Genomic DNA, 24,618 nt, shown 5'->3' with positions numbered 1-24,618 from the left:
TTCATCGATCAGCGCTTGTACGACATCTGGCGTCGCTCAGTCTCGGGATCGAACTTCTCGTAAACCGGCTGTCCGGTTTCGTCCAACGCCGACGGAACCTCGGGGCCCTCCCATGGCGCGAACAGCGCATTGGGCAGACACGAGACCGCAAGTTCGTGGTAACCGGGACCGACCAAGGGATGGTCAAGCAACTCGTGCATGCGATTGAGATTCGTGGCGGTGAGCACATCACGAGTCGCCAGTGGAATCACCCCGACAACTGGCATGCCCAATCCGGCGGCCAGCACCTGCTCCTGCTCCATGCCGACATTGGCTGCTGATTGATTGACGATGATCCCCAACTTCTCGCGTGGGATTCCCAAACCGGATTCATCGATGGGTGCGGTGATCTCGCGCAAGGCGCGCGCCATTCCTTGTACCGCTGTCGATGCGAGGTTGGTGACGAAGAGGATCTCGTCAGCCTCGACAAGTGCCACCTTTGCAATCAAGGGCTCCAAGTACTGGACGCTGGTGTCCATGACGATGACGTCATACATGCGTTGCAGGCTGCGCACGATTGCACGGTAGAAGTCCGGGCCGACGGTATCCGCTGTGCGAGGGCGAATGGGGGCAAGCAGGCAGTCGATGCCCAAGGCCTCGGCCCGCACAAGATTGCGCCGAATGCTCGCCTCATCCCAGACCGGCTGCACTCGGATATTCAGTGCCGTCGGCATGAAGCGACCGATGAGTGATGCCACTTGGCCATCGCGCGTGTCCAGATCCACGATGCACACTGACAATGGCCTGCCTGCGCGCATTGAGGCTCGAGCGATCGAAGCAGCCAGCATGATCGACGCCGTTGACTTGCCCGAGCCACCCTTGCTCGACGTCACGGTGATGGTCATCTGACCTTCTAGGCGCGGTCGATCCAGGAGCTCGCGCGATGCAGAAGGAGGCAGTTCGTCGACCAGGTCGACCGTAGCAAACGGGGCAGGGGCGCCACCGATCGGCGGAAGTTCAGGCATGCGAAGTCGGATGAATTCAGCGGCAGCAGGCGCGGGTGCGCTTGACTGTCCGAGCATCACATCGATCTCAGATGGCAGGCTCTCAGGGAATTGCACAAGATCCCGCGTGCGATCGGCGATTTCCTCAAGCACCGCGCGCGCTCCAAGTTCAAGATCGAGTATGCCCACCGCAAGACTGCCCGGTTCAACCCCGCGGGCTGAGGCCTCCGCATCAATGCGGGCCAGCAATGCGGCCCTAGCTGCCGCCCCAGAACTCGCGACAAACACCCTGGCACCGGCTTGCGCCATGGTGACAATGGCGAGCGCGGTGTCACGCGTCTCTGCTGGAGCGTGTGCGCTGCCTTCGGCGAGTGAATCAGAGAACACCAGAATGCGGGACTGCGCATTCAGTTGACCCGAGGACAGACCAGACCACATCTGGGACACGCTCTCCTGCCGCGGCTCGATATGCCATTGGGCACCAGCTGCGACGAGCAGGGCATGAACGTTCGGCTCCGCAACGACAATCACACTCACAAGACGACCCGCGTTCATGCCGAACTCGCAGTTTTGCCAGCAGGACCGAACAAAATGAAGTTCTCCCGAGTCCCCTCATCTGCGACGAATTCCTGCGGGCTGTCAGCATCAGCGCCCTGTGCCTCCAGCGCGGTTTGATCCTTGTCATGAGTGTCATCGACACCTGCAAAGATCCGGATCCCCGCCAAGAGCGAATCCGAGACCTCAGGCTGGCCCGTCGCATCACGATCGCTCAGGAAGCCAACTTCAGCATCCTCCAGTGGAGATTCTTCAAGTCGAATTCGCATCACGGCCTGATCAACTCTGCTGAACATCGAGACGACAACATCTGGTCGCTCACTCATAGCCCTGCCCTCCCGCGCCCTGGAAGTTGGACGCGTCCTCCACGTCCGTCCTCACCTGCTCCAAAGAGACCAGCCATGCCTGTGTATCGGACTGAAGATCCAAAGAAGTGATCGGAACCTCTACCGGGACCCAGCTATGCCGATGCCAGGCGATCAACCAAGCACGCTTCTCCTGATCGGCCAAGCCGGCTTGCGCCTCCCTATGGAGGGCAGCGCCTTCTATGACGCGCGCTTTGGTGCTCAGACGCACGGAGCGCGGACGACCAGGAGTCGGTTCGACTTCGATCACCACGGTGTGAAAGAGATGCTCTTCGTGCTCATCGCCTGAACCCACTGGCAGCAGGGACGCGATGCGTCCCAGCCCTGACCGCATGAGAACAGAACGCCCATCGGCATCGTCCTCAACCCAGCCAAGCATTCACGCCCCCTCGAATAAGGTATCGGCCCCAAGCATGCGTCACAGTCCCATTGCCTTGGAGTAGCTCTCCCAGAGCCGTTCGCCAAAGAGCACGGCGATCAGGGCGCCACAGAGCAGAAACGGACCGAAGGCAATACGGGCCCCGCGCCCTCGTTGGCCCAGGATGATGAACCCAAGTCCAACGAATGCGCCCGATACGAATGCAGCCAGCAAACCTATCGCGGACTCAGCGATCCCCAGCCATGCGACGGTTGCGCCCAATACAGGTGCAAGCTTTGCATCGCCAAGTCCCATCCCGCGACCCGCAGTGATCAACCACAGTCCACCGATCGTCAATCCCCAGATCGCCGCACCGATCAGGGCTTGGAGCCAATGACTGTGCCCATCGATCAGCTGACTCAGGAGCAGACCTAGCAACGTGACCGGATATAGCGGGAGCACGATCACGTCAGGAAGTCGATGATGGTCCAGATCGATGACCGCCAGAGCGAGCCCGGCACTGGCAAGTACGAGCAGCAATGGAAGAAGCGACATGCGTTCCGGAACGCCCAGAGCCCACCACGTCAACACCAGCCAGAGCACAGCGCTGATTGCCTCGACCAAGGGATAGCGGGCCGAGATGGGAGTCGCACAATTGCGACAGCACCCCCGAAGGACGAACCAGGACAGGAGGGGAATGTTGTCGTACCAGGCCAATGTGGCTCGACAGCGCGGACAGGCAGAAGCCGGACGCACAATCGATCTGCCTTCGGGTACACGAGCGATCACCACATTGAGGAAGGATCCGATGAGCAATCCAAGCACGCCAGCCGCAATGACGATCAGCAGTTCTTCAGGCATCAGTCAGCACGACATCAACACGCTCCAACTGTGCGCGAATGACTTCCACGTGCGCCAGCGCACGTGCGAGCTCCTCACGCAGTGCCTCAACGACAGCTGTATCAACGTCATGCGTGCGTCCCTCATCCTGCGTGAGGACTTCTTCGACATTGCGGTCAGACAATTCGGAATTCTCCGGCTGGTCCTCCGCTGAATCGACCGCGATCACACCGGCGAAATACGGGAAAGCCTCGGGAACCAGCAGGGCCTCCGACTCCGCTGTTGACCCGCCAGCTGTCAGCAGGCTTCGCATCTTCAAAGCGCTGACCAGATGGACCGCCTCAGCGAGGGTGTAGCCGCAGCGGTAGGCCGCCTGTGCCAATGACTTCTGACCATCGAGTTCCCCAAAGAGCGCGACGAACTCTGGCAACTGGCAGTCATCGGGCAATTGACCAGTCGTCGGTTGCAGGATGCGCTCCTCCGCGGGCTGCAAGTCGGTGACGTGCGACCAGTCCTCGGCCATCCGAGTCTGACGAAACTGAGCAGCTTCCCGAAGGACGTCGATGGGCACGGGAACCGCACACACCTCCCCCGTAGCGGCTCCCTCCGTGAAACTGGTCGAGGTCACCTGAGTCAACAACAACGCGCCAAAGGCCGCGAGAACAAACTCATGGTGGACCAGCCCTAGATCCTCAATTGAAAGCCAACCGCGCGTGGCAGCTGTTCTAGCCCTCTGCGCCGGTGAGCCGGGCTCAGCCAGGACGAGTTCCGCCAGCTGTGCACGATCAAGGTGACCGCCAGAATGCAGGCGCAGATCAACTGGGGGCTGATAGCCCTCCAGTTCAACTGCGTAGAGCTCGCCGTCGAAGGCATAGATGTGCGCTCTGCTGCCGGCTGCGCCTCGAACTGTCAGGCGACCAGTTGCGCCTTTGGCTGCAATCTCCTCAAGGGCGCGCATGAGCACGTGATCGTCAATATCAGGCGGGTAATTCTTGGGCGTGCGCGCGAACTTTCGGTTGAGCAGCTTGAGCATGTTGACCTCCTGTCTGGAGTATCGGACTGCTCAGCGCAGGGAATCCTGTGCAAGACCTGACTCATGGACAGGGCATCGGGCTGCTCCCGCATGATCCACTGTGCCGATCGTGAATCCTGGGCGCCCAGAGCAACCAGGTCCAGGCTCTTCGCGATACATCCGACCCACGCCGGTGTAGGCGTCATGCTGCACGACCTTGAAGGCCATCTCGGCAATCTCAGAGCGATTCGTGATCCGAGTGACATGCTCGGGGACGATCTGGAGTCGTTCACTGGGGGTGTCGATCCGCCAGCGGTAGTGATCGACAGCGAAGTCACCTGCAACCGTTCGGGTCGTACCATCGGACCCCAGCACCGTCACTGCGCAGCGCGTTCCGAGCAAGGCGGTCACATCAACCATTTCACCTGTGGCCAGCGTGAATGTGAGCGCGAGTGCCCCTGCAAACGGCATATATCCAAGACGTAGGTCATAGCACTTGCCGACATGCTCACGCACGAACTGTTCGGCATGAGCAAAGGATCCGCTCGTACCCTCGACCAACTGTCGCGGCACACCTTGATGCGTGCGCATCAGATCCAGCAGCTCCCAGCGATATGACACCACATTTCGGAGAGTCGGATTGAGGGGATCCTCAGTCTCGCGGCCTTGTATTCGCGCTGCGAAATGCGCAGTGACCCAACTCCACATCAACAAGCCCGAGGCATCCGTGAATATCCACGGAATCTCAGGCAGTCCTCGCGGGTTCATTCCAATCCGGAAGCATGCAGACGCTCCAGCACGCGCGCGAGTGCTGCAGAAGCTGTCTTAGGGAGGATCTCAAGCTCCTTGGCGACCTGGACCCGACTCTGCCCCTCCCAGAATGTGAGATATGTAGCGGCAAGTGCCAGCGGATCGTGAGTTCGACGCGCGTTGGGGCTGTCGTCGGACACGGCTTCCAAAATCGCCTTCGTTATTTCAGCAGCCCGGTCATAGGAGTCCACACCGTCACTGCCAGAGTGCCCGCCATCGACATCCACACCGAGATCGCGGTCGACTTCCCAGCCAATGAGCTCTTCGTGATTGCGCAAGCCGGCAAGTGTGGCAATTGCCTCTTCTCGTCTGCGCAACTCCATGACAGTCACGCCCAGAGCTGCCGCCTTGTCAGTTTCGTTGGCCGAACGGCCATGCGCCGCAAGTGAATGCTCTTGCGCTCGATGAAGTGCAATGCGGTCGCTGACAATCGTCCTGCCGTAGGCAGTCCTTGCAGCGTCCTGCGGCCAGGTTCGCAATTTGCCAAACATGAAGGCCGTGAAGTTGAGCGTTCCATTGCGTCCGGTGCGATCTGAGTCGAATCGGTCGGCGTGATCATGTACGAACAGGTACATCAACGAACGGACATCGTCGTCCTCTACCAACTCCAGCTCAGTGACCAACTTGCGACGGACGAGATAGGAACGAGAAAAGAGCCAGTCTGTACACGCGCCAATCAGCTCCGGTATGAGTCCATCCGGAACGGAGTCAAGATCGCGAAATGGAACTTTGGGCTCGACACGAGCATTGACTAGCTCCACTCCGTTCGCAGCGGCCCACACTCGTATTTGATCTCGAAAGTCATAGCCGGCGCCCTGCGGAACCCATACGCGAAACTGGCCATCGCTCCACTGCCGGGTGAACACTCCAGGGCCCAGATGTTCCATGAGTGCGGGCATATCGCATCCGTCTACTGCATCCCAGTGGATGCGATCGCATGTCATCGCCGGAGCCATATCCAGAATCTGCTGCTCATGCATCTCCCGAACACAAAGGTCAGGCACCTTGCGTCCAAGCCTGTGCTGCGCAGTGACAATAACCTCGTCTTGCTCGACTCTTGCCATTCCTATGCCGATCGCAGAGCTTGTTCACCGCGAGCGGCGCGATGGGCCGAGGATCCTTCGATAATCGGTGTCGCTCGAGCCTGCATTGCCTCGCGAGAGGCGGGATCTGGCACCTGCACGAAGGCTGGATCAAAGGCTGACATCGACTTCACAAGGGCGCGCATGAACGCCACACTGCTGCAGGCAAGTGGTCCGGCAACCTTGATCTCGTCAAGGAATCCCAGAGTCACGGCAATCGTCAAGTGCACCCGGCTGCGTGAGACCTCGATGCCAGCCAGACGCACAGGTATGCCGGGGTTCAGGGCGATCATGTGCGCCAGAGAGGCGGCGGCTCGACCTGCTGCCTGAAAACTTGGGGCGAAACGGACTGCGAGTTCGACTTCCTTGTCCATCCCGGCGAACTGCAGATCCATGGGGGGAAGGACAGTATCGGTCAAGTCCGATTGTCCGGTCATTTGACTGGTCATGCTGTAAGTAAAGCAGGAGGTTCAGTCAGGCGCAAGGTGCAGCCGTATCAATCTGATGAACTCTGTGGGCTACTTCGAAACACTGGCGAAACGCGAAGTGAACTGGAAGCACAGAGCCTCCAGTCCACTTCGCATGGTGCAGAAGAGTGCAGTTACACCACGTCAGCTGCGGGTCCGCCCGTGGCCGGACAGGCGACCAGGGCAGGCGGAGTGATGAGTCCACCACCGGCTGAGTCGTAGTACGTCAAGCTGTCGGCCGCTGCCTCGTCGTTGCAGGCCGTGATGGTGAATGCAGCTCCGCCGCCAGTGATTGTGGCCACCAGGACGTTGCCATCAGAGATCTTCGCGTTGTTGGTGACGATGAGATCGGTTCCCGCAGCCGGGTACACCCCGTTCTGCGTGTAGGCCGTCTCCATGAGCGTTGCGACGTTGCGCACATCGGATTCAACCGACGCCGTACGAGCCGAGTTGCGCTGGTTCAAGAAGACCGGGATAGCAATTGCAGCAAGGATTCCGATGATGATGACGACGACGAGAAGTTCGATCAGGGTGAAACCCGAATCGCGTTCGTCCCGCATCCGTGAAAGGCGAGTGATCATGGCATTACTCCTGATCGAACAATCCCTCTTCTGAGGGGTGTCGGTCCCCAATGGACTGACAACATCTGTTTCGGACCAATTGACGCCAAGCACACCGGACTACTTGACCAACTCAAAGATGTTGAAGATCGGCAGGTACATCGCCACGATCATTCCTCCGACCAGCGCACCGAGCAGCATGATCATGATGGGCTCGATGAGTGCCATCAACTGCTCGGTGGTGGCTTCGACTTCCTCGTCGTAGAAGTCGGCGATCTTTGCCAGCATCTGATCCAGGGCTCCGGTGTCCTCACCTACCGCAATCATCTGGACCACCATGTCGGGGAACACCGGGTGATCCTGCAGTGGACGCGACATCCCTGAACCCTGACTCACACTTGCCTTTACGTCACGCACCGCGTTGACGATCACCACATTGCCTGCGGTGCCGCCCACGATGTCCAGTGCGGACAGGATCGGCACTCCAGCACGCAGCAGTGCAGAGAAGTTTCTGCAGAAGCGAGACAGTGCGATCTTGTGGAACAGTTGACCGAAGACGGGAAGGCGGAATTTCAGAGGATCTATTACCGCACGCAATCGCGGATCATTCTTACTGCGTCGATACCAGCCGATGAGGATGAGTACCACGGCAATGCTTGGAAGCATGAACATCGGGTTCTTCACGAAGTTCGAGATGTTGACCAAGACTTGCGTTGGGGCTGGCAGCTGTCCCCCGAGCGAGGCAAACATCTCCGAGAAGACTGGAACGACGAAGACCAGCATTGCCGTGGTCACCACGACCGCGATCACACCGACGGCCACCGGATACGTCAACGCCGCCTTGATCTTTCCGCGCAGCCGTACATCTGCTTCGATCGACTCAGCAATCTGCAGCATGGTCTCGTCAAGGAAACCGCCAAGCTCACCCGCACGAATCATGTTCACCATGAGAGGCGGAAACTCCGGGTAGCGCGCTAATGACTCAGACAATGACGTACCACGCTCAACATCGTCACGCACCTGAAGGAGAAGGTCCTTTAAGCGCACACTCTGTGTCTGTTCGGCCAAGATGACCAGACAGCGCAGGATCGGCAGTCCTGCCCCAAGCATGGTGGCGAACTGCCGAGTCATGATCGCCAGGTCCTTGGCCTTGACTCTGGGTTTGCGCAGATGAATCTCGCGGTTCCAGCTCGAAACTTGAGCCTCAACCGAGATCGGTGTAAGTCCAAGCTGACGAATCCTGGTGAGAGCGTCAGCCTCGCTCGAGCCCTTGATCTTCTGCTCGACAAGACTGCCATTGCGCGAACGAGCGCGAACGAAGTACTCAGTCTGAGTCATCTGTGTCCCGTCCGAGCAATTGGCGGAGCTCTGCTGCGTCAGAGCACTTCTCCAGAGCGTGTTCGAACTGAACTTGGCCCCCTATGACCAGTTCGGCCAGATGCTGATTCAAGGTGTGCATCCCGTGTCGCGATCCGGTCTGGAGTGCTGATGGAATGGACTGGAGCTTGCCTTCACGAATGAGGTTGCGTATCGCTGGAGTCGCGATCATCACCTCAGTCGCTGCCACTCGACCCTGTCCGTCACTGGTCTTGCACAGGGTCTGGCACACCACAGCCTCCAAAGAGGTCGCCAGTTGGGTGCGGATCTGGGCCTGCTGGTCACCGGGAAAGACATCAATGATGCGATCGATAGTGCTCGCCGCAGAACTGGTGTGCAATGTTGCGAACACCAGGTGCCCAGTCTCTGCTGCCGTCAGCGCGATGGAAATGGTTTCCAGATCGCGCATCTCTCCCACCAAGATGACATCGGGATCTTGTCGAAGAGCATGCTTGAGGGCATTTGCGAAGGACCAGGTGTCAGTTCCGACCTCGCGCTGGTTGACCACGCACTGCTTATGGGCATGCACAAATTCAATGGGATCCTCGATGGTCACAATGTGCCCTTTGCGAGTGCGATTGACGCGGTCGATCAGGGCAGCCAAGGTCGTGGTCTTGCCTGAACCCGTGGGCCCAGTGATGAGCACCAGCCCGCGCGGAAGTTCGGTGAGCTCTGCAACGCGAGCCGGCATCGCAAGAGCCTCCAGACTGCGTATCTCCCAAGGGATCGAGCGGATCACTGCACCCATGGAGCCTTGCTGCTGTAGCAGGTTGATGCGGAAACGGGCAGCGCCGGGCAGTTCATAGGCCAGATCCAGCTCCTTGTTCTCCTCAAAGACCTGCTTCTGCCGGTCGGTGAGGATGGAGTAGACCGACTCCCTGATCGCACGAGCGGTCAGTGCCTGATAACCAGGCAAGGGCTGCAGTTCGCCTTTGATCCGAACCATCGGTGGAGCATTCATGCTCAGATGGAGATCGGAGCCTTCTGCTTCCAGCAATCGCAGTAGAAGGGAGTCCAGTTCCAGTGTTGACTGCTGCGCTGGATCGCGCTCCAAAGACAGGATCCCGACGTCGGAGGCCAATGGCGGCAACGCGGGAGCTTCGATGTCGGGCCACGACTTCGGCATCATTGCCACGCGGTCCGGTGGACCAGAGGGTGCTGTTGGAAGCGTGGAAACCATGACGGGTGCAGCTGCCAAAGGCAGCACGAACTCCTGTTCATCCATGACTAGGCCTGGCTTCCTTAGGCGATGACACGCAGCACCTCGCTGATCGTGGTGAGTCCCTGCGAGACCTTCAGCCAGCCGTCCTGACGAAGTGTTCGCATGCCGGCCTCGATGGCCACTCGGCGCACTTCGTCCGACGAGGCGCGCTGAAAAGCAAGCTGGCCGATCGCCTCAGACATCGGCATCACTTCATGCAATCCCAGCCGACCGCGATATCCGGTGTTCGCACAACTCGAGCAGCCGACCGGCTCGAAGAATGTTGGATCCACTCCAGGGGGAAACTCAAACTGCGCAGCCGAGAGTTCCGCAATTGATTTCAGCGCCGGGCGCTTGCAAGTAGGGCACAGTCGCCTCGCCAGTCGCTGACTCGTGGCGCAGGCGAGAGCTGAACTCACGAGGAAGGGCTCGATCCCCATTTCGATGAGACGGGTGATCACGCTCGGCGCATTATTCGTGTGCAGGGTCGTCAGGACCAAGTGCCCGGTCAATGCGGACTCAATGGCGATCTGCGCAGTTTCGTGATCACGAATCTCGCCGATGAGAATCAAGTCCGGGTCCGCCCGGAGAATGGATCTCAATGCCGAGGCGAAGGTGAGTCCGGCTTTGGCATGCGTCTGAATCTGATTGATCCCTGGAATGCGATATTCGACCGGATCCTCCACCGTCACGATATTGATCTCAGGTCGGGCGACGGTGTTCAAAGTCGCGTACAAAGTGGTGGATTTGCCGGAGCCCGTTGGCCCGCTGACGATGAGCATCCCATTGGGTCGCTCGTAGGCGCGTGTCCAATGCGCAAGGTTGGGAGCCGAGAATCCAAGATCGGCCAGAGTCATTTGAGCAGAGGAATTGTCAAGGATTCGCATGACGATCTTCTCGCCCCACACTGTGGGCAGGCAACTGACGCGCAGATCTATCTTCTTCCCCTGCCAGTACAGGGACAAGCGCCCATCCTGCGGCACTCGTCGCTCCGCGATGTCCATGTCAGCCATGATCTTCAGCCGAGAGATGAGAGCCGATTGCATTTCCTTCGGTGCTGGCGACTGCTCCTTGAGCACTCCGTCAATCCTGAAGCGAATGCGGATGTGATCTTCACTTGGCTCAATATGAATGTCCGAGGACTTGTCTGAGATTGCCTGACTCAACAACAAATTCACATAGCGAACCAGCGGCGCATCTGCTGTGGCGACGACAGGTGCCTGGATGTCGATGACTCGCTCGTCATCCAGCATTCCCTTGACGAGCTCCCCGAGTTCGGACTCTGCGCGATAGATCTGGTTCAGCCGAATGGCGATCTCGGATTTCATAGCGCATGCGAAGCGGATCGAGCGTCGAGTGATCGCTTCCAGGTCCTCAGCCACCTGCCAATTGGCAGCGGTCTGGGAGTCAGCCACCACGACAAGGGTGTCGCCATCCAGCGCGATCGGAATGACGTGATACTTGCGCGCCTGATCACCAGTGATCAGTTTCGCTAGGCCTTGGTCTATGGGGACGTTCATGATGTCGACGAACTCAAGACCTGCTGCCTGCACAGTGGCGCGCACGACATCCTTCCGAGTGACACTCCCTTGCTCAACCAGCACATTGAGCACTGGTTCGCCACGCTGATCGGCGCTTGCGCTGGCGGCCTGCCATTGCTCGCGAGTGATAAGACCACCTGCGATCAGCACATCGCTCACTGAATCCTGCACGCTAGTCACGATGACCTGCCCTGCGAAGGGCGACGTGAAGGTCTGCAGGCCGACTGGACACTGTCTCCGCTTGTTCAACTGCCAAATCGCCTACAAGCACCAGTCGCACGAGATCCTGCTCAAATGTGTGCATGCCGTAGTAATCGCCGTCGGCGATGATGTCGTGCAACTGTGCGGTTCTCTCAGGATCGCAGATCGCGTCCTTGACTCGTGGTGTGGAGACCGCGATCTCGCAAGTGAGTACGCGACCGTCATTGCGCGCGGACTTCGCCAGATGCTGACAGATGATCGCCTGCATCGACTCGGCGAAGGAAGCTCGGATCTGTCGTTGCTCCTCCAATGGAAATGAGTCCACGATGCGGTGCACGGCATCAACGACCGATCGGGCGTGCATGCTGGCAAGCACGAAGTGTCCTGTTTGAGCAGCTTGCAGGGCAGTGCGCAGAGTCTCCGCGTCCCTGATCTCGCCGATGAGGATCACGTCCGGGTCCTGCCGCATGCCGGCCCGCAAGGCACTCGCAAATTCGCTCGTGTCTGTATGCAGTTCGCGCTGACTCACTGTCGAAAGTTTGTGCGGGTGCAGATACTCGATTGGATCTTCGATCGTAAGGATGTGGCATCGTCGATTGCTGTTGATGTAATCGACGATTGCTGCGAGCGAAGTCGACTTGCCGGACCCAGTGGGGCCGCAGACCAGCAGGATGCCGCCAGTGGCCAGGGCCAGACTTCGCACCGAGCGCGGCAGCCCAAGTTCGTCCAGCGATGGCACCTGCTCATGTACGTGTCGGAGCACCATCGCATCGGCGCCCCGCGTTCGATAAGCATTGGCCCGAAAGCGTCCGAGACCCTCCATCGTCAAAGCGAAGTCGCATTCATGACGCTGTTCGAAGGCGGCTCGATCGGCCTGCACTACGAGTGCCTCGTCGATCAGATCTCTGGTGTCCGCCGCAGATAGCTCAGGAAGGTCGAGTGGGTACAACTGCCCTGAGACGCGCAGCAGCGGGGCATTGCCGGGTCGGATGTGCACATCGGATGCCCCGTGCGAGATGGCCGCAGCCAGAATCTCGCGCAACTGTGGCCGCGCAGTGGTCGCCTCCTGTGCGGTACACAGACCTTCTGACACCTCGATGTGATCTGTCACATCAGGCGGCTTTGCAAGGTGAGCAGACATGCTCTGGGTTTCGGCTCAGATTCGGGTTCTCGGCACTCCAGCGGCAGACGCCTTCGTCCCTTCCACCTGAATCCAGCCGATACCCACGCCGAAGAGGTGAGGAGGACACGCATGGCCAAGGCCGGCTTCAGCCTGGTAGGGCTGGACATCGGATCCAGTGGAATCCGCGCGGTCCAATTGCGCTCTGCCCGAAAGAGTGCCCAGCCGCAGATCGCACGAGCAGCCTGGGTCGATCTCGCGCCGGGCATCATGCACGAAGGCGTGCTTGTGGATCCCCAGGCCTTGACCAAGGCCCTGCGCCAACTCTGGCGAAGTGGCGGCTTCACACGGCACAAGGTGGCCTTTGCCGTGCCTGCGCCCAGTGTTCTCACGCGGCAGCTCGATCTGCCTTGGATGCAGCCAGCAGACTTCCGCTCGGCTCTGCGTTATCAGGTCATCGATGCGTTGCCAATGGACATCGATTCAGTGGAACTTGACTACCACCTGCTCGAACGGAGGTCTCGAGCCGGCGCTAAGGCACAGGCGGTGGATGAGAACCGCATCCTTGTTGTCGCCGCCGAGCGTGAGCAAACCACCGCAATAGCCCGCGCTATCAGCCAGGCCAAGCTCGAGCCGGTGATCGCTGATCACGCACCCCTGGCACTGATTCGAGCAATGTGCCAAGGCCAGGTCCCAGAAGGTGAGCAAGCACGTGCGATCGTCGACATTGGCGCCGAGCAGATGACAGTGGCCATCCAGTCACAGGGACAGCCCTTGTTCATCAGGGTGCTCAGCCCAGGAGGCGGATCGGGTGCCACTCAAGAGATTGCAGCAGAACTCGGCATTGACATTCATCAGGCCGAGCAGTTGAAAGTGACCACTGAACTCAATGTTCCCGTTCCCGTGCTTGTCCCGGTTGCCGAATCCAGTGTGTTCAGTGCCGCATTCGACAGTCCTGCCTCCTTGGAGCAAGCACAGGACTCTCGGGTGATTGCAACGATGAACTCCTGGGCCAGCACCGTTGTGACAGAGATTCGCAACTCCCTTGACTACTACCGTTCCGACGAGAATTCGGCTGCAGTCACGGAACTGACGATCGTCGGCCGGGCAGCCAGCATGCCTGGGCTCGTGGAACGCATCGCCACACAACTGCCCTATCCGATCACAAGCGGCCAGCCATGGATGGGCCTGCCCGGCGGTGAACGGCTCAAACACCAGCCGGCTGACGCACGCTTGGCGTTGGCCATTGGCCTGGCGACAGCGAGGGTGGGATGAGCGCCGACACGAGCTGGCGAAACAAGAGCATTGGGGACATCTTCAGCCGATCCCCGCAGCCATCAAGCCTGCGCGAGGATCTCCCGCTGGAACTCCCACAGGTCAATCTGCTTCCCACATCAATTGCTGCCGGCATTGCTATGCGAAAGATTCGCCGAGCGGGAACTTTCGCAGGCATGGTGATTCTGCTGATCGCTGGGCTCCTTTGGGCTGCTCAGATCCCGGCAATCCGAGCGTCGCAGGAAGCGCTGGTCCAAGCCCAGAGCACCAACGCCAACGAACAGGCTCAAGTGCAGGCCCTGGCACCGATCGCACAGATGGTGACGCAGATCCGGCGACAAGAAGACCTGGTTCGCACCACGATGGCTTCGCAGCCCAAAGTTGCAGCCATCTACCAGCAACTCCTGGCGGCCGCCAGCGCCGCTGGCTACCCCGCAGTCCGATTCACCACCTTGGCCGTGGTCTACACGCCAGCATCGGCAAACCGCGCAGCGCAGTCGGCCTGTCCGGACCCCGATCCTTTCGCCCAGCATGTGACCATCGGTTGCGCGACCTTCAATGCCAGTGCGCAGAGTCGCGATCAGGTTTCTCGGCTGCTGGTAGCACTCGGTCGCGATCCACTGTTTGTTGGTCCCTACGTCAACTCCTCCACCCTGGCCAACGCGGCAGGTACCGGTCAGCAGGCTGTCTCATTCACGGGAACAGTGGGCATCTCGCCGGCAGGGTTGGCGACCCCGCTGACAAAGGAGCAAGTCGCTCAGCTGCTGAATCCGCCCGCACCGCCGGGCTCAGGCAATGGTGGTGCGCAGTGAGGAGTCTCAGCAAAGAGCAAGTGACCGGCATCATCACGTGCGCGGTACTTGGGCTGCTGGCCTTGGCGATGTGGACCCTGGTGCTATCACCGAGAATCGCCACGGCTCAGGAGCTGAAGACTCAGACCGAGCAGGTTGAAACAGCCAATATCACTTTGGTGAAGAAGCATCAGGAGATCCTGCGGCTCGGGGAGCAGGCGCCGCAGTTGGCCCAGGAGGCCCAGCGCCTGTTCTCGCGCATGCCACAGTCCGCGCAGCTGCCGGAAGTCTTTCGGCAGATAACCGCGGCTGCTCGGCAGGCAGGCATCAGCTCACGCAATGTGCAGGTCATCAATGCCTCGATCCCCGAGAGCGTGGACAAGACAGGCAGCGCGGCGCAGCCCACAACTGCTGTCGCCAAAGTCGATCTCGGGGTGCATCTGGCGACGATGACCATCGAGGTCACCGTGAGCGGATCCGACGGTCAACGTCTGGTATTCCTGAGTCTGCTTCGAAGACTGGATCGCGAACTGCTGATCACGGGAGCCAACACGGTGAGCGATGGCGCGAAGTCGAACGCTGGCACCCTCACCGTGACGGGCACCATGTTTGTACTGGAGTCCCAGCTCCCCGATCTGGTCGCGACTGCACAGCAGATCATCCAGAAGGCGCAGCAGGATGCTCAGGATTCCACGACAGCCAACTAGCTCTTGAACGACTTCGACCCTTGGGTGTGACGCTATTGATTCCGTCCGAAACTCGTTGAGGGCTGCGGATTATCAGCGGAAGGTGGAGCGACCATGTGCGATCTGCCAAACCGTGGAGACCTGTGCCGATCAGGACAGGAAGGTTTCACCCTGATTGAAGTGATTGCCGCAATGGCCGTGTTCCTCGTCGTTGCCGGTGCGGCTCTCACCATGGTTATTGGAGCGCTGAAGACCGTGGGCGCCAATGCAGACCGGGTCGCCGCAGCCACGGTTGCCCGAAGCCAGGCCGAGACTCTGCGAGCCAGCGGCGCCTATGCAATCCCCATCGGGCAGTCCTCGCGAGCAGTCATCACCAGCCAGGGCCAGTACACGGTGCTCACGACTGCGAACTGGGTGGGCATCGGACAGGCGATGAATCCATGCAACGTCGGTACTGGCATGGTGTCGGGTCAGAGTTATGTCAGGGTGCATGTAGAGGTCACCAGCAACAAACTCCGAGCACCGCAGACCTCGGACTTTCTGGTGTACCCCAAGGATCCGATCCCGACGGTGAACAACACCGGCACCGCGACCATCTCAGTCGTCAACGTCAACGGGCAGCCAGTGAGCGGAGTCGCAATCTCTGGGACCGATCTGACAGGGATGTCGAGCGCGTTCTCCTACACCACTGGCGCAGACGGTTGTGTCTTCATCCCCAATGTTCCTATCAGCACGCAATGGCAAGTGGGGATCAGCAAAGCGGGATACATGACCGAGTCGCCGGGTACCAACACCGCGGTCAAGCAGGTGCAGGCGCTGGCAAACACGCCCTACACCTTCACCTATGACCTGCCAGCGTCGATCCGGTTGAGCACCGCATCAGACGGTTATCGCGTGCCGCCCAATGTCCCCATCACCCTCAGCCCTGATCCTTTGGGACGCGCACCATCCCAGATTCAGGACTACCCGATTACCGTCACTGGGCTATGGCCCAGGACAGCCGGCTATTCGACTTGGCTTGGACAGTGTTCAGACTCGGCAACGACTGCGTCCACTTCGGTCAATACCAGCGCCGGTGAGACCACAGATGCCAATTTGAATGGCGCCAGAATCGACGTGGTCGCCTCTGGCGGAAGCGTGATCATTGCCTCTCACACCGACGCACTCGGCGGCTCGGGAGGTTGTGTGGAGTCCATCGCCGTGGGGACCGTCGGCAGCAGCATGGTGCTCAAGACCAAGCTTCCCTTCGGAGCATGGAAGCTCTCAAGCTCCACAAGTTCCACGACCATCAGCATCCAGACATCACCACAAACTGGTGTGTGCAGCGCCAAGTGGCCGATCCCTGGCTCTGTGTCCGCGACTCCTTCTCCCACTCCAACCCCAACTGCGTCGCCGTCGCCGTCCAACTCCCCACTGCTGATCTACCCAACAGTGAGCGACCCATGCCCTCTGCCGGCGTGACGATGAACAGATTCCGGATCCGCGGGCGTGATGAGGGCTTCACGCTGATCGAACTCTTGGTCGCAATCGGAGTGTTCGCTGTTCTGATGGCGATCGTCACAACGCTGTTCGTGCGCGGGATTCGCACGATGCAGGTAGCGCAACTCGGGTCGACATCTCAAGCGCAGCAGCAAAATGCGATGGAATGGCTCACCCGTCTGGTCCGCTACGCAGACAATCCGGTCGAAGGGGCGTCCCCACCGCCTGCAGTCACTGAGGCCACCGCAAACTCGATGACGTTCACCACCTACTCAGGCACCGGCCCGGTAGATCGGCTGCCGTATCTGGTGCACATTGCCAGGACTTCAGCAGGCGTCATCTCGCAGATTCACACGCCGGCGAACGCATCCGGCACTGCGGTGCTCACCAATGGACTCCCAAGCTATACAGGTGTGCCGGCGACGCGCACTCTCGTGCAAACGACATCACAGCAATCTCCCACGATCAGCTTCCGCTATTGGAGTCTTTCCAATCAGGTTTCCACAGAACTCGTGCCACCTGCCGGTGCTTCGCTCACGGCCGAGCAGATGAGAGCCATCTCCACTGTCGACATCACGATCAGCGATTCCGCCTCAGTCCAGTCACTGGTGCAGACTGTCTTTCTCGAGAACCCAAGATGATTTCCCCAGATTCGATAACGCCCGCGACCGAGCGAGACAAGGGTGCGGCAATGATCCTGGTCATCATCTGGTCGGCAGTGCTCCTGTCGCTTTCATCGATCATCGCGCAGGCGGTGACAAACCAGATTCGGCCATCTGAGCGAAGCGAGATCTCCTATCAGGCGTGGGCCGCTGCTGAGGCGGGCATCGACGACTACCGCGCGCGGCTCGCAGCGAACATCGACTACTACAAGACAAATGATCCAAGCAATGCCGCGCTCACGTCATGGGTTGATGTACCTGGTGGAAGCAGTGCCGCGCAGTTCACCTACAGCATCGACTCCGCAGCGGCATCGCGCACCGGTCGAATCCGCGTGACCGCATCGGGTCGCGCCAACTCAGGCTCGGAACAAGTCATACGAACTGTGGAGGCCGTGATCGTCAAGCGCTCGTCGGCTGACTACTCGTACATGAGCAACCTCGAGACCTGGCCAGCGAGCTACCCCGGCGCCTATGACGGAAAATCGGGAACACTCACGGCTGCCGAAGCCGCAGTCATGTGCAACCGACTGTGGGCAACTGCCGGTCCAGTGCTCGTGAATACCACTGGGGGCACGGTAAACGTGACGCAGAACGGTATGCATCGCAACTCGCTGAAATGCAAGCACGACGCGATCAACTCTTCAGAGAGCTGGTACGGCGACATGCACACCAACGATGTCTGGTACTTCAACTCCGATATCGCCAATATTGACCCCTCGACCATCCCAGGTGTGGCCGGCCAGACGTTTCACGGTCGCATCACGAGCTCGTGTCCGCTGCCGACTGCCGCAACAGCGGGGTGTCCGGTCAACCACGACTGGATCGACCAGATATACCTCAACTCGAACTCCAATCAGAGTTACCTAGGCGCTGAGATCATCGACACCGTGGCTCCCAAGCTCTGGAATCCCAGCTTTGAGAGCACCTTGGAGATGCCCTCTACCGTTCAGGTCTCGACCATGAAGCAACTTGCGCAGTCATCGGGTTGCCTGTTCACTGGCACAACTCGCTTGCGCTTCTACACCGTCAGTGGTGCAGGCAAGATCGCTGTGACAAGTCCGGATACCAAGTCGACCAACGCCTTCTGCCAGGCGGGAACAGTCCTGCAAGGCGCAACGCATGCAACGGTGCCTACTTCAGGCCAGCGCCACCCGACTGCGATCTTGGACTACGCCACCATGGTCGCGGCCGGATTCAATGGCGTGATCTATGTGCAGGATGTCCCAACTGCGACGACGGACCCTAACTACTGGAGCGTGACGCCTCCGACGTGTGAAATCAAGTACGGGTCCAATCCCTATCCATTCGTGATCCCTGATCCCACATTGAGCCTGAACGACAACTCCCTCTTCTCGGGGTCGGGAACCAATCTGGGCTTCCCCATCGAGACGACCAATCCAAGCGGTCAGCAGATCGACACATGGTCCACGCCGACTTCGACGATGTGTCGTCGCGGAACGACGTACATGCAGGGCTCCTACACCGGGCAGTACACGGTCGTGGCCGACGGTGACATCGTTGTGACGGGCAGGACGATCGACAGCACCGTGACCAACACGACCTACACGTCACCACCAGCGGATGACTACGGCGTGCCGCCCTTGACTTCGACAAACCTGCTCGGCGTGGTGCCCAAGGCCTACCTCTACATCTTCCATCCGTCTGTGACCTCAGGCAACAACCAGTGGATCTCGGCCAACATGCAGAACTTGATCATCAACATGGCGATCTTGTCGCGTGAAGGCTGCTTCGCAGTTCAGGACTACACGTCATCCCCCACGATGGGCAACCTTGACATCGTCGGCTCGATTGGGCAGAACTACCGATGCAAACTGACGAATACCGGAAGCAATGCCGGCTACCAGGACCTGATCGTCCATTACGACCAACGATTCAAGACATTGAGCCCGCCTCCATTCATGCAAGAGCTCTCGCAGGAGCCCTGGCACGTGCTTGCGGTGTCCGAGACCGATGTCCGACGTGATGCTGAGGCGCGAACTGACGTGGCGGCCATTTCCGCAACGCAGGGCCGCAACACTGTCGTGACCTACGACGTGCTCGCTGGTGCTCCAGCAGGCAGCACCCTGGACTTCGCCAGAATTACCAGTGGTTTCGGAAGCGTCGCTGTGGTCAACAATCGCGTGGCGTTCACCAGTCCCGGCGGAATCAGCACCGTTTCAGCGGAGTTCGTGATTACCAAGCCAGACCGCACCAAAGTTGCACAAGTCCTGGCGATCTCGATCAGTTAGACGCACTGAGTCCTGCACTCTTGGATCAGGCTTCCTTGCACACCTAACTACCCAGGTCTGGAAGCATGCTCAGGAAACGTGTTCCGTCAGGCTCACCCAGGCCGTGAGCCAAGGCTTCCCGCACAGTGATCACTGCTGAGTGGAAATCATCCGGGAGTCCCACGAGTTCGCTCATCGCGCACGTCCCAAGCTCCCAGCGCAGTTCCACGGTCCAGAGCCCATGGTCGCCGGCTGCCTCAGCGGATTCCACGAGGTACGCCTCCAAGCAGAGCACAACACTCTGGTAGGACAGATCAGCAGCTGAGCGCTTGTCGGCACGCGCATGCGCGGCCAAAGCCTGCAACATCAGCTCGTCAGCATCGCGTCTGCGGCGTGCACAGAACTGCGTAGATGAGAGCCCCTGCAGGCGCTCGCGCACTCCCCGCCGCATCGCATCTGCGGTGGGTGCGGGCAATGCAGCCAAGTAGGTGATGTCTGGCAGGCGCCCAGTGACGTCCATCGCCAAGTCACGGGGCAAGGCGCGGAACAGTTGCTCGCGCACCCGCAACTGCATATCCGCCACGGATTCGACTCCGACAGTGTCGGGCAGAGTCGGGTCGAATGCGGCCAGCAGGGTCTGCGCCTCAGCAAAATACTGCCGGGTCAATGCCTTGGCACCGAGCACAACGCGCTCGAACAGGCTTGTCTGCATGAGCGAGATGTCTGCGCCCCAAGCGAAGATCAGGGCACTGAGGGCCTCCCCAGCCGCCGCCTTCCGACGGGAGGCTCGTTCGAAGACCCTGGCACGGTGCAGAGTCTGGGCATAGATCGCATCAGCGGAGAACTGATCACCGATCTGCACTGGACTCCCACCCTTGGACCCTCAATAGTACGTGGCCATCGTGCGGCAATCGGTCCGAAACCAATCCTGAGACCTCAGGTCGGCGAAGGGTGGGTGATGTCGGCGATGCGCCCTCGGACGTCCATCATGCCAGTCGGCTTCATTGCCACGCTTGGAGCCTGGCTGCATCCGGAGACTTCTGGTCGCTCAGCAGGCCTCACAGAGTCGCGCACCCAGTTTCGGGCCGGCGTCGTCGGAGCTGTGTGCATCGCCAGCGCAATTGCCGCCCTCGCGCTGGGAATCAGCGAATTGGCGATGTCCAAGAACGCAGATGCAAGCGCTGCAGACTCGGCGGGACAGACCACGCTGGTAGCCATCATCCTGATTGCTTTCAGCGTGTTCACGCCTCAGGCCATTTTTCGCACCCGCAACGCCGCGCGCACGCGTGAACTGCTCGATAATCCATCGACTCCGATTCAACCTTGGCAGGCGTCGACCTTGAACTTCGATGCCGTGCTCGTAGGCGGCATGCTTGCCGGGCTCTACCTGGAGCCTTGGCTCACCCTGGATCTGTTCATCATCGCCTTAGTCGTCAAGATGCTGACCACGACTGGACCACGGCTGCAGGCCGACCCCAACGCACGCTTCCACGTGCTGATCGAGGCCTGGATGTCAGCCGCAGTTGGATTGGTCGCCTTCGTAATCGTCAGCCCGCTGGCTGCAACCGTGAACTACAACAGATCACCGTGGCCAATGGTGCTCGCCGGTCTGGCCGCGATGGCTCTTGGCCTTGGCTTCAATGCCACCCAGCGCTGGGTCTATGCGACGGCGCGTCCGTGGGCATTGCTCATCGACGCAACCGATTCGCACCGGATCATCGTGGCCCTAGTGAGCGCAGGGCTTGCGTGGAGCGTTGCGTGGGCAGACTCTGCAATGCGCACGCTCGATAACTCCGGTCCGCTGCTGGAGATCAAGCTCTCCAGCCTGGCAGTGTTCGTTGCCGGATGGCTGCTGCTGTGGTGCGCCTCTATCTGGATGTGGAGGCGCGATGCCAAGCGCACGTTGAGCCTCTGGGGTGAGCATCAGGCACAGATCGTGGTTCGTCTGGCAGGAGGATCACTCAGCAATGAACTTGCTCGAAGGGCCGCGCTGCCCACAGTTGCGCGCATGGCAATCGCGATCTTCGGCGCCACCCGCGCGATGTCTGTAGTCGACTACGGCGGTGGCCGCATGAACACCTGTCTAGTGGGACGTGACCGCTACGAAAGCACACCTGTGCTTGACGCCTCAGCACTGCAGGCCTTTCCGCACATGCATGTGAACTGCTATCCGAATCCAAGCGTCTTGAACATGACAGGGGTGACAATCGCGTCGTGGCTCTGGCCCGGTTGGTTCATCACACGCTCACCCGCGATACTCGCGCAGTTCTCCAACCTCGCGGCATTGACATTGGTGATGCCCATGCTCGGCGATGCCGAGAGCAGCGATGAGAAGTCCTTCGACCACTTCTTCGATGCAATTCACCAATGGCCGACTCTGGCAGCGTTCGGGCAGGCCGTGCAGCGGATGCAGGCTCGCGCAGATACCAATCCGCACAGCGACTCCTTGGTTGTCGCAGTGCTCGCGATCGACGAATTCGGTGCCCTCAATGGCGGTCGCTTTGAGCAGGCTGCAGTAGCCCAGATTGCGCGAATGGCCATGGCTCATGAGCCATTCGCAGGGCACGACATCTTCATGGCATACCAAGCACCTGGTCGCATCTGGCTGGCTCTCGCCGGTGGACCCATCGTGCGCAACAGCATCACACTCCTGCGAGAACTGCAGCAGACAATCAATGATCAAGGCTCGGTTCCCGCGCATCGCCTGGCTGTCGATGTGCACGTCAGCATCTCGATGGGCTACGCCGCACATCAGGTGGATGACTTCACTCAAGAAGGACTGATAGCCACAGCCGAGAGTCGTCTGGCTGCGGATGCGAGCACGCGCAACTCCTTCATCATCGACTCGATGCTGACCTACGACATTCGCCCAGAAGACATCATCGGAGAGTCAGAGATGCCACTCACTGCTCTGGACGTATTGCAGCAGCTCAAGGATGAGCAAGACCTGTCTGCGTTTCCATTGCAACTGCGTCGAATTGATGACGCATCCACAATGGCGGTGCAGGCTCTGATGCTGGAAGTCGGATGGAATCGCGTGATCGGCAATGTGGATCTCAGCCGACCCGCAGATTTCACGACGCTGATCAATCGACAGCCGGAACTGGCGGCAGTCGGCACCCAGATCATGATCGATCAGCTGTTGGAAGTCATGAGTCAGGTTGATCGCCACTGCAGCGCGCGACTTCCCGTGATGCTGCCCTTGCCTTCTGTCCTGCTGGGACCAGATGTGGGGCACCTTGCCCTGCCCAATCTGGTCAGCCCGCGGCTGGATCGCAGCCAAAGTGCGCGCACCGTTGTACTTCTCGACCGAATCGCAGGCGGAAGCGGTCAGTCGCTGCGCGTGCTTGCAGATCGTGGCTTCCACATCGCCGTCAGTGCATCTGCTGCCGCCGAAGCTGATCCTGACGATCTCGTCGGCTGGTCTCGCTGGGCGATCATGTTTCCCCAAGCGATGCTGCAGGGGTTGACGGGCGTGGACGCATTGACAATCCAACAGACAGTCACCGCAATTTCCGGGCATGGCACGCGCCTGATCGGCGAGGTGGATCGCTACATCGATCCTCGGGCACTTTTGCGCCAAGGCATCACCTGGATCATCAGTCCCGACGAGACAAGTGATGAGGTAGCAACAGCCCTGCGCGATTCGCGCGAGTTAATGCTGGCAGTCGATGCAGTGAATCAGCGCGGATTCGCGTCAGGCTGACTTGTCGCGACGTTCCTCTTCACGAGGGATCAGTGTGGGATGCACGTTGTCGCGCACGACTTCGTCGTTGATGACAACCCTGCCGACATCGTCGCGGCTGGGAACGTCGTACATGACATTGAGCAGTACTTCTTCAAGGATTGAGCGCAGACCACGAGCACCAGTACCACGCAACAGGGCCTGATCGGCAATTTCCTGCAGAGCCCCATCGGTGAATTCGAGTTCGACGTTATCCAGATCAAAGAGTCTTTGGTACTGCTTGATGAGCGCATTGCGCGGCTCGGTCAGCACTGCCACCAAGGCATCGCGGTCGAGCTTGCTCACGGCGGTGAAGACGGGAAGACGGCCGATGAACTCCGGGATCATGCCGAATTTCAGGAGATCCTCAGGCATCACCTGGCTGAAGATGTCCGCGGGGTTGGTGTCGATCTCCGGGCGCTCGCCATCGACGAGGTCGAAGGTGAAGCCCATGGCCTTCTTGCCGGTGCGCTGCTCAATGATGTGATCCAGACCGGCGAATGCTCCACCGACGATGAACAGCACGTTGGTCGTGTCGATCTGAATGAACTCCTGATGGGGATGCTTTCGCCCGCCCTGTGGCGGCACAGATGCTGTCGTGCCTTCCAGGATCTTGAGCAGTGCCTGCTGCACACCTTCACCCGACACATCGCGAGTGATCGACGGGTTCTCGCTCTTGCGGGCGACCTTGTCGATCTCGTCGATGTAGATGATGCCGGTCTCGGCCTTCTTCACATCGAAGTCAGCAGCCTGAATGAGCTTGAGCAGGATGTTCTCAACGTCCTCACCGACATAGCCAGCCTCGGTCAGCGCAGTGGCATCTGCAATGGCGAACGGCACATTGAGCATGCGTGCCAGGGTCTGGGCCAGCAAAGTCTTGCCAGAGCCAGTTGGACCCAGCAAGAGGATGTTGGACTTGGCAAGTTCAATGGCGTCATCCTTGCCACCTTCGCCGCCAGCCTGCACGCGCTTGTAGTGGTTGTAGACGGCAACGGCCAGTGCCTTCTTTGCGACTTCTTGGCCAATCACATACTGGTCCAGGAACTCGAAGATCTCGCGAGGCTTAGGAAGCTCACCCAGCCCGAGCTCCAGGCTCTCGCTGAACTCCTCTTCGATGATCTCGTTGCACAGGTCGATGCACTCGTCACAGATATAGACACCAGGGCCAGCAATAAGCTTCTTGACCTGCTTCTGGCTCTTTCCACAGAAGGAGCACTTGAGCAGATCGCCGCTCTCGCCGATGCGCGCCACGCCCATGCCCCTTTCAACGCCCCAAGGGGCTTGTCCATTGCAATCCAGTC

The 24,618-nt window shown here is 59.7% G+C and carries 22 protein-coding genes; 7 read left to right on the top strand and 15 right to left on the bottom strand.

Translation table 11 applies throughout. The annotated features are described in order from the left end of the window. Window positions 1-8 precede the first annotated feature (8 nt). The 13 genes from Q8M73_12700 to Q8M73_12640 form a co-directional block, all read right to left on the bottom strand. Entirely contained in the window at window positions 9-1,538 is a 1,530-nt protein-coding gene (locus Q8M73_12700) for an AAA family ATPase (GenBank protein ID MDP2289408.1), read from the bottom strand. Beyond that, window positions 1,535-1,864, bottom strand: coding sequence for a hypothetical protein (locus Q8M73_12695; GenBank protein ID MDP2289407.1), 330 nt, complete (start codon window positions 1,862-1,864; stop codon window positions 1,535-1,537). The genes Q8M73_12700 and Q8M73_12695 overlap by 4 nt, the downstream gene beginning before the upstream one ends. Then, window positions 1,857-2,282, bottom strand: coding sequence for a hypothetical protein (locus Q8M73_12690; protein MDP2289406.1), 426 nt, complete (start codon window positions 2,280-2,282; stop codon window positions 1,857-1,859). The genes Q8M73_12695 and Q8M73_12690 overlap by 8 nt, the downstream gene beginning before the upstream one ends. Before the next feature lie 39 nt (window positions 2,283-2,321). Further along, window positions 2,322-3,122 (bottom strand): prepilin peptidase, encoded by an 801-nt coding sequence (locus tag Q8M73_12685; GenBank protein ID MDP2289405.1) that lies wholly within the window; start codon window positions 3,120-3,122, stop codon window positions 2,322-2,324. Then, the gene (locus Q8M73_12680) at window positions 3,115-4,134 is read right to left on the bottom strand and encodes a hypothetical protein (protein ID MDP2289404.1); all 1,020 of its coding nucleotides are present in this window, start codon (window positions 4,132-4,134) and stop codon (window positions 3,115-3,117) included. Before Q8M73_12680 ends, Q8M73_12685 begins: the two co-directional genes overlap by 8 nt. A gap of 30 nt (window positions 4,135-4,164) precedes the next feature. Next, entirely contained in the window at window positions 4,165-4,881 is a 717-nt protein-coding gene (locus tag Q8M73_12675) for a hypothetical protein (protein ID MDP2289403.1), read from the bottom strand. Further along, complete coding sequence (locus tag Q8M73_12670) at window positions 4,878-5,927, bottom strand: hypothetical protein (protein ID MDP2289402.1); 1,050 nt, start codon at window positions 5,925-5,927, stop codon at window positions 4,878-4,880. The genes Q8M73_12675 and Q8M73_12670 overlap by 4 nt, the downstream gene beginning before the upstream one ends. Window positions 5,928-5,989: 62 nt before the next feature. Beyond that, window positions 5,990-6,454 (bottom strand): hypothetical protein, encoded by a 465-nt coding sequence (locus tag Q8M73_12665; protein ID MDP2289401.1) that lies wholly within the window; start codon window positions 6,452-6,454, stop codon window positions 5,990-5,992. 152 nt (window positions 6,455-6,606) lie between these two features. Beyond that, window positions 6,607-7,053 (bottom strand): prepilin-type N-terminal cleavage/methylation domain-containing protein, encoded by a 447-nt coding sequence (locus tag Q8M73_12660; protein MDP2289400.1) that lies wholly within the window; start codon window positions 7,051-7,053, stop codon window positions 6,607-6,609. Window positions 7,054-7,152: 99 nt separating this feature from the next. Beyond that, window positions 7,153-8,370, bottom strand: a complete 1,218-nt coding sequence (locus Q8M73_12655) for a type II secretion system F family protein (GenBank protein MDP2289399.1) — start codon at window positions 8,368-8,370, stop codon at window positions 7,153-7,155. Further along, window positions 8,357-9,634: a type IV pilus twitching motility protein PilT gene (locus Q8M73_12650; protein MDP2289398.1), complete on the bottom strand. Its 1,278-nt coding sequence runs from the start codon at window positions 9,632-9,634 to the stop codon at window positions 8,357-8,359. Before Q8M73_12650 ends, Q8M73_12655 begins: the two co-directional genes overlap by 14 nt. A gap of 17 nt (window positions 9,635-9,651) precedes the next feature. Continuing rightward, window positions 9,652-11,331 carry an ATPase, T2SS/T4P/T4SS family gene (locus Q8M73_12645; protein MDP2289397.1) on the bottom strand — a complete coding sequence of 560 codons (1,680 nt, stop codon included), beginning with the start codon at window positions 11,329-11,331 and terminating at the stop codon, window positions 9,652-9,654. After that, on the bottom strand, window positions 11,324-12,493 hold the full coding sequence (locus Q8M73_12640) for a PilT/PilU family type 4a pilus ATPase (protein ID MDP2289396.1): 1,170 nt from the start codon (window positions 12,491-12,493) through the stop codon (window positions 11,324-11,326). The genes Q8M73_12645 and Q8M73_12640 overlap by 8 nt, the downstream gene beginning before the upstream one ends. A 111-nt stretch (window positions 12,494-12,604) precedes the next feature. Between Q8M73_12640 and pilM the strand changes: the two genes are divergently transcribed. From pilM to Q8M73_12610, 6 genes are all read left to right on the top strand, one after another. Continuing rightward, complete coding sequence (gene pilM / locus Q8M73_12635) at window positions 12,605-13,747, top strand: type IV pilus assembly protein PilM (GenBank protein MDP2289395.1); 1,143 nt, start codon at window positions 12,605-12,607, stop codon at window positions 13,745-13,747. Beyond that, window positions 13,744-14,559, top strand: a complete 816-nt coding sequence (locus Q8M73_12630; protein MDP2289394.1) for a hypothetical protein — start codon at window positions 13,744-13,746, stop codon at window positions 14,557-14,559. Before pilM ends, Q8M73_12630 begins: the two co-directional genes overlap by 4 nt. Next, window positions 14,556-15,245, top strand: coding sequence for a hypothetical protein (locus Q8M73_12625; GenBank protein ID MDP2289393.1), 690 nt, complete (start codon window positions 14,556-14,558; stop codon window positions 15,243-15,245). The genes Q8M73_12630 and Q8M73_12625 overlap by 4 nt, the downstream gene beginning before the upstream one ends. Window positions 15,246-15,338: 93 nt before the next feature. Beyond that, the gene (locus Q8M73_12620) at window positions 15,339-16,685 is read left to right on the top strand and encodes a type II secretion system protein (GenBank protein ID MDP2289392.1); all 1,347 of its coding nucleotides are present in this window, start codon (window positions 15,339-15,341) and stop codon (window positions 16,683-16,685) included. Beyond that, window positions 16,667-17,344 (top strand): prepilin-type N-terminal cleavage/methylation domain-containing protein, encoded by a 678-nt coding sequence (locus Q8M73_12615; protein ID MDP2289391.1) that lies wholly within the window; start codon window positions 16,667-16,669, stop codon window positions 17,342-17,344. Before Q8M73_12620 ends, Q8M73_12615 begins: the two co-directional genes overlap by 19 nt. 50 nt (window positions 17,345-17,394) lie before the next feature. Beyond that, window positions 17,395-19,614 carry a hypothetical protein gene (locus Q8M73_12610; GenBank protein MDP2289390.1) on the top strand — a complete coding sequence of 740 codons (2,220 nt, stop codon included), beginning with the start codon at window positions 17,395-17,397 and terminating at the stop codon, window positions 19,612-19,614. Between the two features lie 43 nt (window positions 19,615-19,657). On the opposite strand, the gene Q8M73_12605 is transcribed toward Q8M73_12610, so the two are convergent. Then, on the bottom strand, window positions 19,658-20,455 hold the full coding sequence (locus Q8M73_12605; protein ID MDP2289389.1) for a hypothetical protein: 798 nt from the start codon (window positions 20,453-20,455) through the stop codon (window positions 19,658-19,660). A 96-nt stretch (window positions 20,456-20,551) separates the two neighbouring features. Here Q8M73_12605 and Q8M73_12600 point away from each other — a divergent pair, with 96 nt between their 5' ends. Continuing rightward, entirely contained in the window at window positions 20,552-23,299 is a 2,748-nt protein-coding gene (locus tag Q8M73_12600; GenBank protein ID MDP2289388.1) for a hypothetical protein, read from the top strand. Here the strand turns inward: Q8M73_12600 and clpX are convergent. Continuing rightward, window positions 23,291-24,568, bottom strand: coding sequence for an ATP-dependent Clp protease ATP-binding subunit ClpX (gene clpX / locus Q8M73_12595; protein MDP2289387.1), 1,278 nt, complete (start codon window positions 24,566-24,568; stop codon window positions 23,291-23,293). The two genes, Q8M73_12600 and clpX, sit on opposite strands and share 9 nt — an antisense overlap. Window positions 24,569-24,618: the final 50 nt, after the last annotated feature.

The organism is Actinomycetota bacterium (genome assembly GCA_030684515.1).
Lineage (GTDB): Bacteria > Actinomycetota > Actinomycetes > S36-B12 > S36-B12 > UBA11398.
Note: the sequence above shows the minus strand (reverse complement) of the source record. Positions and strands in the feature narration are given on the sequence as shown.